This is a genomic window from Arthrobacter sp. CAU 1506 (assembly GCF_005047635.1).
Classification (GTDB): Bacteria; Actinomycetota; Actinomycetes; order Actinomycetales; family Micrococcaceae; genus Crystallibacter.
In genome coordinates this window covers 31,359-46,239 of record NZ_SUKC01000005.1, presented here as the reverse complement: position 1 = coordinate 46,239, position 14,881 = coordinate 31,359, and the positions used below count along the sequence as shown (strand labels likewise).

At 64.8% G+C, this 14,881-nt stretch carries 13 protein-coding genes and 2 tRNA genes; 2 read left to right on the top strand and 13 right to left on the bottom strand.

What is annotated here, in order from left to right; all coding sequences use genetic code 11:
- Nucleotides 1-290 precede the first annotated feature (290 nt).
- Nucleotides 291-1,148: a rhomboid family intramembrane serine protease gene (locus tag E4J89_RS07610; RefSeq protein WP_136785536.1), complete on the bottom strand. Its 858-nt coding sequence runs from the start codon at nt 1,146-1,148 to the stop codon at nt 291-293.
- Between the two features lie 62 nt (nt 1,149-1,210).
- Nucleotides 1,211-1,753 (bottom strand): peptidylprolyl isomerase, encoded by a 543-nt coding sequence (locus tag E4J89_RS07605; RefSeq protein WP_136785535.1) that lies wholly within the window; start codon nt 1,751-1,753, stop codon nt 1,211-1,213.
- A gap of 119 nt (nt 1,754-1,872) precedes the next feature.
- On the opposite strand from E4J89_RS07605, the gene E4J89_RS07600 reads away from it, so the two are divergent.
- Nucleotides 1,873-2,886 carry a hypothetical protein gene (locus E4J89_RS07600; protein WP_136785534.1) on the top strand — a complete coding sequence of 338 codons (1,014 nt, stop codon included), beginning with the start codon at nt 1,873-1,875 and terminating at the stop codon, nt 2,884-2,886.
- 125 nt (nt 2,887-3,011) lie between these two features.
- Nucleotides 3,012-3,851: a glycosyltransferase family 2 protein gene (locus E4J89_RS07595; protein ID WP_136785533.1), complete on the top strand. Its 840-nt coding sequence runs from the start codon at nt 3,012-3,014 to the stop codon at nt 3,849-3,851.
- Nucleotides 3,852-3,881: 30 nt separating this feature from the next.
- On the opposite strand, the gene E4J89_RS07590 is transcribed toward E4J89_RS07595, so the two are convergent.
- The 11 genes from E4J89_RS07590 to dnaN all read right to left on the bottom strand — a co-directional run bounded on the left by E4J89_RS07590 (nt 3,882) and on the right by dnaN (nt 14,861).
- Nucleotides 3,882-4,787 (bottom strand): DMT family transporter, encoded by a 906-nt coding sequence (locus tag E4J89_RS07590; protein WP_136785532.1) that lies wholly within the window; start codon nt 4,785-4,787, stop codon nt 3,882-3,884.
- 90 nt (nt 4,788-4,877) lie between these two features.
- Nucleotides 4,878-4,950, bottom strand: a tRNA-Ala gene (locus E4J89_RS07585).
- 37 nt (nt 4,951-4,987) lie between these two features.
- Nucleotides 4,988-5,104, bottom strand: coding sequence for a DLW-39 family protein (locus tag E4J89_RS19720; RefSeq protein WP_240691783.1), 117 nt, complete (start codon nt 5,102-5,104; stop codon nt 4,988-4,990).
- Nucleotides 5,105-5,140: 36 nt separating this feature from the next.
- Nucleotides 5,141-5,214, bottom strand: a tRNA-Ile gene (locus E4J89_RS07580).
- A 60-nt stretch (nt 5,215-5,274) separates the two neighbouring features.
- A complete protein-coding gene (locus E4J89_RS07575; protein WP_136785531.1) occupies nt 5,275-5,838 on the bottom strand; it encodes a DUF3566 domain-containing protein in 564 nt (187 codons plus the stop codon).
- Complete coding sequence (gyrA, locus tag E4J89_RS07570) at nt 5,835-8,534, bottom strand: DNA gyrase subunit A (RefSeq protein ID WP_136785530.1); 2,700 nt, start codon at nt 8,532-8,534, stop codon at nt 5,835-5,837. Before gyrA ends, E4J89_RS07575 begins: the two co-directional genes overlap by 4 nt.
- 79 nt (nt 8,535-8,613) lie before the next feature.
- On the bottom strand, nt 8,614-10,635 hold the full coding sequence (gyrB, locus tag E4J89_RS07565) for a DNA topoisomerase (ATP-hydrolyzing) subunit B (protein WP_136785691.1): 2,022 nt from the start codon (nt 10,633-10,635) through the stop codon (nt 8,614-8,616).
- A gap of 315 nt (nt 10,636-10,950) precedes the next feature.
- Nucleotides 10,951-11,439, bottom strand: a complete 489-nt coding sequence (locus tag E4J89_RS07560) for a DciA family protein (protein ID WP_240691800.1) — start codon at nt 11,437-11,439, stop codon at nt 10,951-10,953.
- A gap of 130 nt (nt 11,440-11,569) precedes the next feature.
- Nucleotides 11,570-12,766 carry a DNA replication/repair protein RecF gene (gene recF / locus E4J89_RS07555; RefSeq protein WP_136785529.1) on the bottom strand — a complete coding sequence of 399 codons (1,197 nt, stop codon included), beginning with the start codon at nt 12,764-12,766 and terminating at the stop codon, nt 11,570-11,572.
- 9 nt (nt 12,767-12,775) lie between these two features.
- Nucleotides 12,776-13,693, bottom strand: a complete 918-nt coding sequence (gene gnd / locus E4J89_RS07550) for a phosphogluconate dehydrogenase (NAD(+)-dependent, decarboxylating) (protein WP_136785528.1) — start codon at nt 13,691-13,693, stop codon at nt 12,776-12,778.
- Nucleotides 13,694-13,736: 43 nt separating this feature from the next.
- On the bottom strand, nt 13,737-14,861 hold the full coding sequence (dnaN, locus tag E4J89_RS07545) for a DNA polymerase III subunit beta (protein WP_136785527.1): 1,125 nt from the start codon (nt 14,859-14,861) through the stop codon (nt 13,737-13,739).
- Nucleotides 14,862-14,881: the final 20 nt, after the last annotated feature.

Sequence of the window (14,881 nt, the reverse complement as noted above, 5' to 3'; positions counted from 1 at the left end):
GTTATCCACAGGGGTGTATAACTTTGGGGATTATTCCGGCTTCCGCCCGCTGATCTGCGGAACGACGTTATCCACACCTGTGGAATTACATGTGTGTAAGTTTTCCTCACTGTGGATGAGGCCTGTGGATAAAAACGTTTATCCACGATTTCCCAACGCGCATTCTCCACAGGTACGCCCACAGGGTGGGGAAACTGAAGCGGCGGGCAGGCACGCATCCGAAATGACGTGGTGCCTGCCCGCCGCTGGCGGACCGGAAATTCTCAGCGAGGGCCTCAACACCCTCGCTGCTAGGCGAAGGCCTTCAGTGCCGTCACTGCTATCAGGACCAGGAAGATAGCTGTCAGTCCGGTGAACTGCACAAGGTTGCGGTTCTTTCCCCGGGGAGCATAGGCCAGCACTACTGCAGACAGTGCGCCGACCAGCAGCCCGCCCAAATGCGCCTGCCAGGCGATGCCGGCGACGACAAACCCGAGCACGGCGTTGATGCCGATCAGGATCAGCAGCGACCTCACTTCGCCGCCACGCTGCCGCTGCACGATGAACAAAGCCCCGAAGAGCCCAAAGATCGCACCGGAGGCGCCGACCACGGGAACATTGGGCGCCGAGAGCAGGAGCACGCCCACCGACCCGCCAAAGCCGGACAAGAGGTACAGCGCCAGGAACCTCAGGCGCCCCAGCAGCGGTTCCAGATGCCGGCCCAGGATCCACAGAGCGTAGAGATTGAAGGCGATGTGCAGCAGGAAGTTCGGCGAATGCAGGAAGGCCGAGGTGATCATGCGCCAGGGCTCCGCCGGAAGGTACGGATTGGGAAGGGTGTACAGCGGCGCGTACAGGAACTGTTCCGTGAAGCCCGGGATGACCCACTGCAGCAGGTACGCCACGGCGCAGATGCCGATCAAGGTCAGCGTCACCACCGGCCGGCCCATCGTCGCGGCCCCGCCGTAGACGGTACGGACCTGCGGCGTGCTCCGAGAGGTTTCCCTGACGCAGTCGACGCACTGGATGCCCACCGAGGCCGTGCGCTGGCATTCCGGGCAGGCCGGACGGCCACAGCGCTGGCAGCGCACATAGGAGACGCGGTCTGGATGCCGCGGGCAGACGGGGACATCGGTCTGCGGCGGTTCGGCCGGCATTCCGTAGGACATGGAGGCGCTCCTGCAGGGACATGGTCCCCGCCCGGCGGTCCGGGCGGGGACGGTAGGCAAACTTAGAGCTGCTCTACGGTGATGTTGTTGATGACCACATCTTCCAGCGGCTTGTCCCGCATGTCCGTAGCCACGGCATTGAGGGAATCGACGACGGCGCGCGAGGCTTCGTCGGCGACGTCGCCAAAGATCGTGTGCTTGCCCTGGAGCCAGGTGGTGGGGACGGTGGTGATGAAGAACTGCGATCCATTGGTGCCGCGGCCGCCCTGGATGCCTGCATTGGCCATGGCCAGCTTGTAGGGTTCGTTGAAGTCCAGGTCCGGGTTGATCTCGTCGTCGAACTGGTAGCCCGGGCCGCCGATTCCCTGGCCCAGCGGATCTCCGCCCTGGAGCATGAAGTCCTTGATGATGCGGTGGAAGATGACGCCGTCGTAGAGGGGAGCGTTGGTCTCTTCACCAGTTTGCGGGTGCTTCCAGGTGATCTCGCCGGTGGCCAGACCCACGAAGTTCTTCACGGTCTTCGGGGCATGGTTGCCGAACAGGTTCACCACAATGTCGCCGTGGTTGGTGTGGATAGTGGCTTTAGCTGTAGCAATAGCAGTCATGGCACCATTCTTCCACGCCGTTTTGGGCCGCAGCCCGCCAGCGGCCGGTTCCGCGGTGAGTGAAAATGCAGCGTATTCCTTTACCGGCATAGCCGTGTCCAAGCGCAGGAAGTAGGCTGATGAGCGACCGTCACCATTTCCGGGAGGTAGTTGTGAAGAAATCCGATCGAGTAGCCCGCGAAGCAGAAGGCAATGTTTTGGTCGCCGTGGAAACAGCGAAGGACTGGGCCTCTCCCAAAGTAGAAGCCGCTTTGAACTGGGCAGTCCCGCGGATCGAAAAAGGTATTGGAACGGCAGCCAAGGATCTCTCGCACGGCGTCGCCACCGTGACACCGCGGATCCAGGGTGGATTGGACAGCTTGGCGCCGAAGATTGCCCAAGCGATGGATGAAGCGGCACCGCGGATCCAAGTCACCCTTGACCGGGCGACCCCTGCCATCACGCATGCCCGTGACAAGGTGGTCGGCGAATACATTCCGACCGTCTCCGCCCGTCTCGGCGCCACCGCGGACCAGGTCGCCAAGACCCTGGACAAGACGGCCGTTCCGGCCTCCGTCCAGGCCGTCGCGGCCAAGGCAGGCGGATCCAAACGAGCTCTGAAGAAGGCCCAAAAGGCGGCAGCCGCAAGCGCCAAAGTAGCCGCCAAGAAGCTGAACAAGGCACAAAAGTCGGCTGCCGGGAGCGCAAAACTGGCCGCCGCCAAGGAACTGAAGAAGCATCAAAAGTCCCACGGTGGCAAGGGCTGGCTGATCGTCGGCATCCTCGCTGCAGCCGCCGTAGCCGCGGTGGCCGCTTGGCGCGCTGCTCGTCCGGTCGAGGATCCCTGGAAAACACCGGTCCAGCCCACAACTCCGGCTGCCGCCCCGGTCCCGGGACCCAGCGCCACCAAGCCAGCACCAACTGCGGCAACCGCTGAGACCACGTCGGGAACTGCCCCGACGACGGCCTCTGCCAAGCATGCTGTGGACACCACCGGCACAGCTGCAGCTGCCGGCTCGGCCGCCTCAGGCCAGTCTGCTGCAACTACCGGCGGCAAGAGCACCAGCAATGGCACCTCCCGCTCGGCGCGTTCGGCCGGTCAAAAGGCGGCCGAAGCTGCGGACAAGGCCGAAGACAAGGACGCCAAGGAGTAAGTCCTTCCGATCCGCTATAGCGAATGGGAGCTCCCGGACGGGGGCTCCCATTCGCCGTTTCTGGCCCGGCGAGCCGCGGTCCGGACCTCCCCGCCCACGGCGAAAAGGGCTGATAGATTCATGCCGTGAAGAGCGCCGCACCCGGGGTATCGATCATCATTCCGGCCTTCAATGAAGAGGCCGTCATCCGCCAGTGCATCTACGCTGCGCTGTGCCAGTCCGTGGCCCCGTCGGAAATCATCGTGGTGGACAACAAATCCACCGATGGGACAGCAGAGCTGGTCCGCAATATGCAGGACGAGTACCCGCACGTGCCGCTCATCCTGCTCCAGCAGGATGCCGAGCAGGGCCTGATCCCCACCCGCAACTTCGGCTTCAAACGGGCCACCGGGGAAATCCTGGGCAGGATCGACGCGGATTCGGTGCTGGAACCTGACTGGGTGGAGCAGGTCCAGCGCGCCTTCGCCGACCCGGAGGTGATGGCGTGCACCGGACCGGTGCTGTACTACGACATGCCGATGCGCCGCTTCGGGTTGCAGGCCGACGACCGCATGCGCCGCTTTGTGCTGAAGCTGGCCAAGAAGCAATACCACTTTCTCTTCGGGTCGAACATGGCCATCCGGCGCGGAGCTTGGGACATCATCAGCCAAGAAGTGTGCCGCGACGAAGAGGATCAGTTCCACGAGGACATCGACATTTCCGTCCATCTGGCCGACCATGCCCTGAGAATCCAGTACGTGCCGGAAATGATCAGCGGCATGTCCGCCCGGCGGTTGGAGGATTCGCCCAAGGACTACCGCTACTACGTCACTCGCTTCGAGCGGACGTACCGTGCCCACAAGATCCACCGCCGCGTGCTTCAGGTGCCGATGCTGATCTTCATGACCGTGTACTACCCGGCAAAGCTGCTGCGCCGGGTCCACCAGGCCCGGACCCAGCTGCGCGTTCCCCGCGGCGGGTTGTAGCCGGTCACTGTAGCCGGTCGGTTCGTCCTGTCAGTCCTGGGCTGGGCCTGTGGACTCCGGGGCCGGCGCCGGTGCAACCAGCTTGGGCCGGTTCTGCGAGAGCACCACCGCCGCCAGCCCTGCCAAGATCATGCCGAGCCCGATGTAGGTGCCCCAGGGCAGGCTCTCGCCGAGGAAGATGGCCGCCAGCAGCGCTGCTCCGGGGATCTCCAGCAGGATGAACATCGAGACCACCAGCGGGCTCAGCACGGCCAGCAAGTGGTTGAAGACCGAGTGGCCCATCAGCTGGGCGACGACGGTCACGCCGAGGATCCCCACCCAGGCCTCGGCAGGGAATCCCACCAGCGGCTGTCCGAAGGCCAGCGCCATGACCAGCAGGATCACCGCGCACAGGCCGTAACAGATTGTGGTGTACGGTCCGGTGGAAAGCCGCCGCCGCACCCGTCCGCCGGCCATCGTGTAGATTCCGGCCATGGCCCCGCCGATCAGACCCAGCAGGTCGCCCAGGATCGCCTCGCTGGAGAGCTGCAGGTCGAACCCGGAAATCACCAGCACGCCGACGAAGGCGAGACCGACGCCGCACAAGATCAGCTTGGACGCCTTGATCCCACGCAACCTGTTGAACAGGACGATCCATGCCGACTGCAGACAGACCAGAGCGGTAGCCGCCGCCACGGAGGTCAGCTGCAGCGCGGTGATGAAGCAGGCGAAGTGGAGCGCCAGCGCGACCGCAGCCAGCGCGCTGAAGCCCAGGTCCGACGTCGTTAGTTGCCGGAACTCGCGGCGGCGGCTGACGGCGGATGGGACGCCCATCACTACAGAGCCGATCATGTTCCGCCAGAACGCGATGGCGAGGGCCGGCGCAGCCGTGGCAGCCATGATGGGACCGGAGGCGGAGATGCCGAGCACTGCCAGCATGGCGAGGAAAATGGTCACCCCATCAGCGTAGGGGCCACGCGGGGCAATCATGGCTCATGGCAAAAACAACGAGGCCCCGATCCGTAGATCGGGGCCTCGTTCATCCGGTGGAGGCAAGGGGACTCGAACCCCTAACCCCCTGCTTGCAAAGCAGGTGCGCTACCAATTGCGCCATGCCCCCGGAAGGGTTCGGCCGGAACTTCCCGACCGAGGCGGAGTCAGTCGACCTTATCAGTCGCCTTGCTCCATGCGGATCTCTCCGCTTCGGATTCCTGCCACTTCTTGTAAGCGAACACTCCCGCAGCCGCGGCTGCCAACAGCAGCAACTTCTTCACGGTGTCCTCCCAAAATCGGTGGGATTGGTAAATCCGTGGGCGTACCAGGACTTGAACCTGGGACCTCTTCGTTATCAGCGAAGCGCTCTAACCGCCTGAGCTATACGCCCCCTGCCCTTGCGGGCCGAGATACGACTTTACAGTACGCCGGGCCGGAACTTCAAATCGGCTCAGTCGTCCGTCAGCGTCACCCCGATACCGCCCACCAGCGTGGCCGAGATGTTGTAGAGCACCGCTGACAACATGGCCAGCGCGGTCAGCAGGACCACGTTCACGACGGCGATGATGGTGGCGAAGGACGCGACCTGTCCCAGGGAAGCATAGGAACGCAGGTCGAAGCCGCCGCTCTCGGTGCCGGCGATTTCGGACAGCAGCCCGTTTACGCGGTCAAAGATGCCGGTGATGTCCAGCGTTGTCCAGAGCACGATCGAAGCCACCACAGTGACAATGCCCAGTGCCACGGAGAGCAGGAACGCCATTTTCAACACCGACCACGGGTCTACCTTGCTGACCAGCAGGCGGGCGCGGCGGACCTTGGCCTTCGGTGCCGGCCGCACCAGGCCGGCGCTGCCGTTCTGGCCGGAGGGGCGCTGCCCGCCGTTGGCCGGACGCTGACCGCTGTTGGCCGGGCGCTGGGTGGGTCGGGCGGGAGTGCCGCCGCGAGTGGTACCAGCCCGAGGCGCGTTAGCCGGCTGCGGGCGGGTGCCCGGCCGTGGCGTTTTAGGTGTACTCACTCGTTACCTCCGTTTTCCGGCGCCGGCGATTCGGCTGCGGACTGCGTCATGTCTGCGTCCAACGGTACTTCATCGGTGGCCTGCGGCGCAGTTTCGGCATCGGTGGCGGTGCCGGTTTCGGCGTCAATTGCCGTCCCGGTTTCGGGGGCATCCGGAGCGTCCGGATTCTCCGTTCCCTCCTCGTCGTTGCCCAGGCCGCGCTCGGAGTTCCGTGCCACGGCAATGATCCGGTCCTTCTTGTCCGGCTTGGCAAAAATGACGCCCATGGTGTCGCGACCGCGGGCGGGAACGCCGGCGACCGACGAGCGGACCACCTTGCCGCTTTCCATCACCACCAGCACCTCGTCCTCTTCCTGGACGATCAGTGCGCCGACCAGGTGCCCGCGTTCCTCTTGGTACTTGCCCACCTTGATGCCCAGGCCGCCGCGGCCTTGGACCCGGTATTCGTCGGCCAGCGTCCGCTTGGCATAGCCGCCCTCGGTGACAATGAAGACGTAGGAGTCATCGCGCACCACGCCTGCCACCAGCAGCTCGTCGTCCTCGCGGAACTTCATGCCGGTCACGCCCGAGGTGGCCCGGCCCATCGGCCGCAGCGCCTCGTCCGTGGCCGTGAAGCGCAGCGACTGGCCGCGGCGGGAAACCAGCATCATGTCGTCGGTTTCGGCGACCAGCCGTGCCGAAACGAGCTCATCGCCTTCGCGCAGGTTGATCGCGATGACACCGGCGGAACGGTTGGTATCGTAGTCCTCCAGCCGGGTCTTCTTGATCAGGCCGCGTTTGGTGGCCAGCACCAAGTAGGGAGCCTGCTGGTAATCCTTCAGGTCCATCACCTGGGCAATGTGCTCATCCGGCTGGAACGCCAGCAGGTTCGCCACGTGCTGGCCCTTGGCGTCACGCCCGGCTTCGGCCAGTTCGTAGGTCTTGGCCCGGTAGACCCGGCCCAGGTTGGTGAAGAACAGCAGCCAGTGGTGCGTCGTCGTGACAAAGAAGTGCTCGACGACGTCGTCCCCGCGCAGCTGAGCGCCACGGATCCCCTTGCCGCCGCGCTGCTGGGACCGGTAGTTGTCGCTGCGGGTGCGCTTGACGTAGCCGCCGCGGGTAATGGTGACCACCATTTCCTCTTCGGGAATGAGGTCTTCCACGCTCATGTCGCCGTCGTAGCCCATCATGATCTGGGTCCGCCGGTCGTCGCCGAACTTCTCCGTGATCGCGGCCAGCTCCTCGCTGACGATGTTGCGCTGCAGTTCTTCGGAGGCCAGGATGCGGTTGAACTCTTCGATCATCCGTTCCAGTTCCGCGTGGCGGTCCTGGATCTTCTGCCGTTCCAGCGCGGCCAGGCGGCGCAGCTGCATGTCGAGGATGGCCCGTGCCTGGTTCTCGTCGATATCCAGCAGCCGCATCAGGCCGTCACGGGCCTCTTCCGTCGTGGAGGAGGCCCGGATCAGCGCGATGACCTCATCCAGGGCATCCAAGGCCTTGAGCAGGCCGCGCAGGATGTGCGCCTCCTCCTCGGCCTTGTTCAGCCGGAAGCGGGTGCGCCGGACAATGACATCCAACTGGTGGGTGACCCAGTGCCGGATGAAGGCGTCAAGGGTCAAGGTGCGCGGCACGCCGTCGACGATGGCCAACATGTTGGCAGCGAAGTTTTCCTGCAGCGAGGTGTGTTTGTAGAGGTTGTTCAGCACCACCTTGGCCACCGCGTCGCGCTTGAGCACGATGACCAGGCGCTGGCCGGTCCGGCCCGACGTCTCGTCCCGCAGGTCGGCGATACCGGCAACCTTGCCGTCCTTGGCCAGTTCGGCAATCTTCATGGCCAAGTTGTCCGGGTTCGCCTGGTAGGGCAACTCGGTGACCACCAGGCAGGTACGGCCCTGGATTTCCTCCACGTTGACCACCGCGCGCATGGTGATCGATCCACGGCCGGTGCGGTAGGCGTCTTCGATGCCCTTGTGGCCCAGGATCTGCGCGCCGGTGGGGAAATCCGGCCCCTTGACGCGCTGGATCAGGGCCTCGAGGAGCTCTTCGCGGCTGGCGGTCGGGTTTTCCAGGTACCACTGGACGCCGGAGGCCACTTCGCGGAGGTTGTGCGGCGGGATGTTGGTGGCCATGCCGACGGCGATGCCGGAGGAACCGTTGACCAGCAGGTTCGGGAAACGTGCCGGCAGGACGGTGGGTTCCTGGTTCTTGCCGTCATAGTTGTCCTGGAAATCGACGGTATCTTCGTCGATGTCGCGGACCATTTCCAGCGCCAACGGCGCCATCTTGGTTTCGGTGTACCGCGGGGCGGCTGCGCCGTCATTGCCGGGCGAGCCGAAGTTGCCCTGTCCCAGTGCCAGCGGATACCGCATGGTCCAGTCCTGGATCAGGCGGACCAAGGCATCGTAGATGGCCATGTCGCCGTGCGGGTGGTACTGGCCCATGACCTCGCCCACCACGCGGGCGCACTTGTTGAAGGAGCGCTCCGGCCGGTAGCCGCCGTCGAACATCGCGTAGATAACGCGCCGGTGCACCGGCTTGAGACCGTCACGGACGTCGGGCAGCGCGCGGCCCACGATGACCGCCATGGCGTAGTCCAGGTAGGACCGCTGCATTTCGGTCTGCAGGTCCACCTGCTCCACCCGGTCGGTGAGGATTTCGCCCTCGATCGGCTCCTCGCCGATGCCTTCGGGCAGGTCCGGCGTCTCTTCGTCGCTCATCGTTTATGTTCCTTTACGTGAAAGCCTGGTCGCGGTCCGGAGCCCAGGGGCCTGCCGGTGGCAGGCCCCTGGGGACGCGCTAGATATCGAGGAAGCGGACGTCCTTGGCGTTCTGCTGGATGAAGGAGCGCCGGGATTCGACGTCCTCGCCCATCAGCACCGAGAAGGTCTGGTCGGCTGCGGCAGCGTCCTCCATGGTCACCTGCAGCAGCGTGCGGCGGTCCGGGTCCATGGTGGTGTCCCACAGTTCGGTGTAGTCCATCTCGCCCAGGCCCTTGTACCGCTGGATGCCGTTTTCCTTGGGCAGTCGCTGGTTGTTCGCCAGGCCGCGGCGGACGGTTTCGTCCCGCTCACGGTCACTGAACACATAGTCGTGCGCGTGGTTCGACCACTTGATCCGGTACAGCGGCGGCTGCGCCAAGTACACGTAGCCGTTTTCGATCAGCGGCCGCATGTAGCGGAACAACAGGGTCAGCAGCAGCGTGGTGATGTGCTGGCCGTCCACGTCGGCATCGGCCATCAGCACGATCTTGTGGTACCTGGCCTTCTCGACGTCGAAATCTTCGCCGATGCCGGCGCCGAAGGCGGTGATCATGGACTGGACTTCGGCGTTACCCAACGCCCGGTCCAGCCGGGCCCGCTCCACATTGAGGATCTTGCCGCGCAACGGCAGGATTGCCTGGGTCTCGGGGTTCCGGCCGCGGACAGCCGACCCACCGGCCGAGTCACCCTCCACAATGTAGATTTCCGACTTGGATGGATCCCGGGACGAGCAGTCCTTGAGCTTGCCCGGCATGCCGCCGGATTCCAGCAGCCCCTTGCGCCGGGTGGACTCGCGCGCCTTCCGCGCGGCCAGCCGGGCCTGTGACGCCTGGATCGACTTCCGGATTACGTCGCGGGCCGGGCCCGGGTTGCGTTCTAGCCAGTCGCCGAGCTCGTCGGTGACAACACGCTGCACGAAGCCCTTGGCCTCGGAGTTGCCCAGTTTGGTCTTGGTCTGGCCCTCGAACTGGGGCTCGCCCAGCTTCATCGAGACGACGGCGGTCAAGCCCTCGCGGATGTCATCGCCGGTGAGGTTGTCTTCCTTCTCCTTGATCAGGTTCTTTTCCCGCGCGTAGCGGTTGATCAGGGAGGTCATCGCGGCCCGGAAGCCTTCTTCGTGCGTGCCGCCTTCATGCGTGTTGATGGTGTTCGCGTAGGTGTGGACGCTCTCCGAGTAGGAGGTGGTCCACTGCATTGCGATTTCCACCGAGAGCTTCCGCTCCGTGTCCTCGTTCTCGAAGGCGATGACCTCGGGGTGGATGACTTCCACCTTCTTGGAGGAGTTCAGGTGGGTCACGTAGTCCAACAAGCCGTTGTCGTACTTGTAGACGACCTGGCGGTGTTCGGCCGTCGTCTCGACCTCGGAACCGGCGGAGTCCAGGTCCACGTCTTCGCTGTCCGGGGCGTGGGTTTCCGGGCGGCGTTCATCGGTCAGGATGATCTTCAGGCCCTTGTTCAGGAAGGCCATCTGCTGGAAACGGGCGCGCAGCGTCTCAAAGTCGTACTCGGTGGACTCGAAGATTTCCGGGTCGGCCCAGAACGTCTGCGAGGTGCCGGTTTCGGTGGTCTCTTCGCCGCGGCGCAGTTCGCCCACCGGCATGCCGCCGTTGGCGAACGACTGGTGCCAAACGTAGCCCTGGCGGCGGATTTCGGTCTCCACCCGTGCGGACAAGGCGTTGACCACGGAGATGCCGACGCCGTGCAGGCCGCCGGACACCGCGTACCCGCCGCCGCCGAATTTGCCGCCGGCGTGCAGGATGGTCATGACTACCTGGACGGTTGGTTTGCCCTCGGTGGGATGCATGTCCACGGGGATGCCGCGGCCGTTGTCCACTACCCGGACGCCGCCGTCGGCCAGCAGCGTGACATCGATTGTGTCGCAGTAGCCGGCCAGCGCTTCATCAACGGAGTTGTCTACGACTTCGTAGACCAGATGGTGCAGACCGCGCGGACCGGTGGAACCGATGTACATGCCGGGCCGCTTGCGGACGGCTTCCAGGCCTTCGAGGACAGTGATGTCGCTGGCGTCGTAATGCGTGCCGTCGTTGCCCTCTGCCATTGCGGGTTCTGCGCCGGTGTTTTCCAGCTCGTTGTCCTCTGCCACAGTTGCCGTTGACTCCTTGTGTTCCGTCCGGATGGACTCGTGTGTCGGCGCCCCTCCAGCGTGAGGACGGGCGCCGCCCAGTCAATTCTACCGTGCCGGGACGGTGAAACCTGCACGAACATGCCTCTGAGCGGCACGGAAACCGGCTTTTAACGCCGCCGCCGGGTGCCCGATGGGACGGTGTATGTCCTTAGGCCCCCGCAGCGCTCTGCATGCCGTTTACGCAGGCGCCCCCGGATGCCTCCGATCTGCAGCCGTCAGAGGTGGAAATCAGCCGTAGGTATCCCGAGGCCCGCGGCCGCTGACGGTCCGTTTTCCCTTGCGCCAGTTGGGCGCGGCAGGTGCCAGGACCTGGATTTTGGTCACGACGCCGGGGCCCAGCTTGTCGGCGAACCGCTTCAGCAAGTCGGTGGTCATCAGCCTCAGCTGAGTGGCCCAGGCGGTGGAATCGCAGCGCACCTGCACTGTCGTGTCCTCGAAGCTTTCGGGCCGGCAGTGGGCCGCGATGTCCGGCCCGACCAATTCATCCCACCGCGAAATCACTGATCCGACCGCCACGGGGGAGTTCCAGCCACGTTCCGCGACAAACCGGTCGAACACCCTGCCCAGGCCCTGCGGGTCGCGGCCGAAGTCCTGCGGCGCGGCAGCCGGCCCGTTACCCCGGGATGGACGACGGCGGCTGCTGGCCCGGGTGCGCACGTCGCCGCGCGCCGCCGCTGCCAGCCGCACTCGGTTGAGAACCGCCTTCGCCGCGTCCAGGTCTTCCTCCGTCCTCGTGCCCGGGGCAGGCTTCTCCGTCTCGAGTTCGGCCGGCTTGTGGCGCCCGGCGACATCGGGCAGGCCGGGTTGGTCCAGAGGACCTGCCTGGTCCTGCGGGTCCGGCCGTCGCTCAGACGGTTTCCTGGCCACTGGCCACGCCTCCCGGCACTACTTTGAACTGTTCGCCGCTCAGCGCTTCGGGGATATCTTCGGCCACCGCGGCGGTAACGATCACCTGCTCCGCGCCGGCGACGATGCCCGCGAGTTTTGCCCGCCGCTGGCTGTCCAGTTCGGCAAAAACATCGTCCAGGATCAGGACCGGAGCGGCGCCGGGGGACGGATCGTCTTCGCAGAACACGTAGTAGGACGCCAGCCGCAGGGCCAGGGCCAGCGACCAGGTTTCACCGTGCGAGGCGTACCCCTTCGCCGGCGCCTGCCCCAGCATCAGTTCAAGCTCGTCGCGGTGCGGCCCCACCAGCGAGATTCCACGCTCAACCTCTCGCTTGCGTTGCTGTTTGAAGGCGGCAAGGTACAGCTCTGCCAGCTCCCCCGTGTTCAGGCTTGCCAACGGCGGAAGGCCTGCGCCGCCGTCGTTCTCCACCTCGCCGTCATCCGACAACTGGCTGTGGATGGTGGAACGGTACACGGCGGCAGCCTGTTTGGAGCCATCGGTTAGCGCCGCGTAGGCCGCGTTCAGATGCGGCTGCAGGAGGTCCACCAGCTCCAGCCTCGCCTTCAGGAGCGCGGCCCCGGCCTCTGCCATGTGCTGGTCCCACACCTCCAGCGTGGATTCGTGGGCTGCGGTGAACCGTCCGCTGGCACGGGCCGACTTGAGCAGCGCATTGCGTTGTTTCAGGACGCGGTCAAAATCGCTGCGCGTGGCCGCGTGGTGCGGTACCAAGCTGGCCAGAAGCTCATCCAAGAAGCGGCGCCGGTTGGACGGGTCGCCCTTGACGAGTGCCAGGTCTTCGGGGGCAAAAAGCACCGTGCGCAGGTGTCCCAGGATGTCGCGGGCTCGCACCGGAGCGCCCCGGTTGATGCGCGCCCTGTTGGCCTTACCCGCGGTGATTTCCAATTCCAGCGATGTGCTGCGCCCGCCGCGGTCTACCCGGGCGCGAACCAGGGAGCGCTGACTGTCGAACCGGATCAGCGGTGCATCATTGCTGACCCGGTGCGATGAGAGCGAGGCCAAGTAGCCAATGGCCTCGACGATGTTGGTCTTGCCGACCCCGTTGGAACCGACAAACACGGTGACGCCCGGCTTCAGCGCGATATCCAGTTGCGGGTAGGTGCGGAAATCGGTCAGCGAAAGGAATTCAACAAACAATGCGTACTGCTACTTCGGCTCGGTGCCGGCGGCGGGCTGGGGCTGTCCGGGCTTCCTGACCGCGTGGCCGCCAAACTGGTTGCGCAGGGCGGCCACCATTTTCATCGCGGGTGCATCATCTTCGCGGGACGCGAACCGGGCAAACAACGCGGCGGTAATGGCCGGGGCAGGAACAGCATGGGCGATGGCTTCTTCGACCGTCCACCGGCCTTCGCCGGAATCCTCGACGTACCCGCTGATCTGGCTCAGGCCGGGGTCCTCTTCGAGGGCTTTCACCATCAGGTCCAGCAGCCAGGACCGGACCACGGTTCCCTTCTGCCAGGCGCGGAAGGTGCCAGGGACGTCCTTGATGATGTCCTTGGCTTCGAGCAGTTCGTACCCTTCGGCATATGCCTGCATCAGCCCGTATTCGATCCCGTTGTGCACCATCTTGGCGTAATGGCCGGCGCCGACATCGCCCACGTGGACGAAGCTTTCCTCCCGGGGGCCGTCCGGCCGCAATGCGTCGAAGAGCGGCATGGCTGACTCGACCAGCTCGGCGCGTCCGCCGGCCATCAAGCCGTAGCCATTCGCCAGGCCCCATACGCCGCCCGAAACGCCGACATCGAGGAAGCCAATCTGCCGGTCGGCCAGAAGCGCTTCATGGTCCCGGTCGGCGCTGAACTTCGAGTTTCCGCCGTCAATCACCAGGTCCCCGGCGGAGAGCTTGTCCGCCAGTTCGGTGATGACTTCGGCGGTCACCGTTCCGGAGGGAACCATCACCCAGACGGTCCGCGGGACCGGCAGCGACTGGATCAGGTCGTCGACTGATGCAGTGTCGCTGACCTCCGGGTTGCGGTCGTACCCGGTCACCTCGATGCCGCCGTCCCGGAGCCGCTGCCGCATGTTGAAGCCCATCCGCCCCAAGCCGATCAGTCCGATGTGCATGGTACTCACTCTTTCCTCTCGGTCAATGGGCGGTTGGGTGCGGTTACTGGTTGGGCAACCTCACCGGCATCAGCAGGTAGCGGTAGTCTTCCTTGTCCTCGCCCTCAAGATCGTCCTGCGCGGATATGACCGCCGGCTTCGGCGGCGTGGTGAAGGAAAACCGGACATATTTGCTGTCGAACGCGCTCAGGCCTTCGGACAGGTAGTGCGGGTTGAAGGCAACGGTGATCTCATCGCCGGTCAGCGCAGCTTCGATCGCCTCGGAAGCCTGGGCGTCCTCGCCTGTTCCTGCGTCCAGCGTCAAGAGGCCGTCCGTGAAGGCCAAACGAACCGGGGTATTGCGCTCGGCCACCAAGGATACGCGGCGCACGGCTTCGATCAGCGTCGTCGTTTCAACGGTTGCATGGATCGGGGTGTCGTCCGGGAACAACGAGCGGATCTTTGGATAGTCACCGTCCACCAGCAGCGACGTGGTGCGGCGGCCGCCGCTTTCGAAGCCGATCAGTTCGCTGCTGTCGGACAGGGCAATATTGAGGTCGCCGGAGCCACCCAGGGTCTTGGCCACCTCGCTCAGCGTCTTGGCCTTCACCAGCGCGCTGGTGGAAATGCCCGGGGTGGTGGGACGCCAGTTCAGTTCGCGCAGGGCCAGACGGTAGCGGTCGGTCGACAGCAAGGTGATCAGGTCACCTTCGATTTCCATCCGGACACCGGTCAGGATGGGCAGGGTGTCGTCACGGCTCGCTGCGATAATCACCTGGCTGACGGCTTGGGCGAAAGCCTCTCCGTCCACAACGCCGCTGACCTCAGGCAAAGCCGGCAGCTCCGGATAATCGCCCTCCGGCATGGTAGCCAGGTTGAATCGGCTGTTGCGGCAGGTCAGCGTGACCTTGGAGCCGTCGGTTTCGATGTCGACCGGGGCTGACGGCAGGCTGCGGCAGATATCGGCCAACAAGCGTCCGGATACCAGGATGGTTCCCTCAGCAGCAACGTCCGCAGGAATCTGCAGGCGGGCCGAGATCTCGTAATCGAAACTGGCGAGGCTGACCATGCCGCCTTCGGCACGGATGAGCAGGCCTGACAGCACGGGCACAGGCGGACGAGGTGACAGGGAACGGGCTGTCCATGTCACGGCTTCCGCCAGAACATCCCGATCAACTCTGAACTTCACTGAAGTAAGCCGCCTTTCAC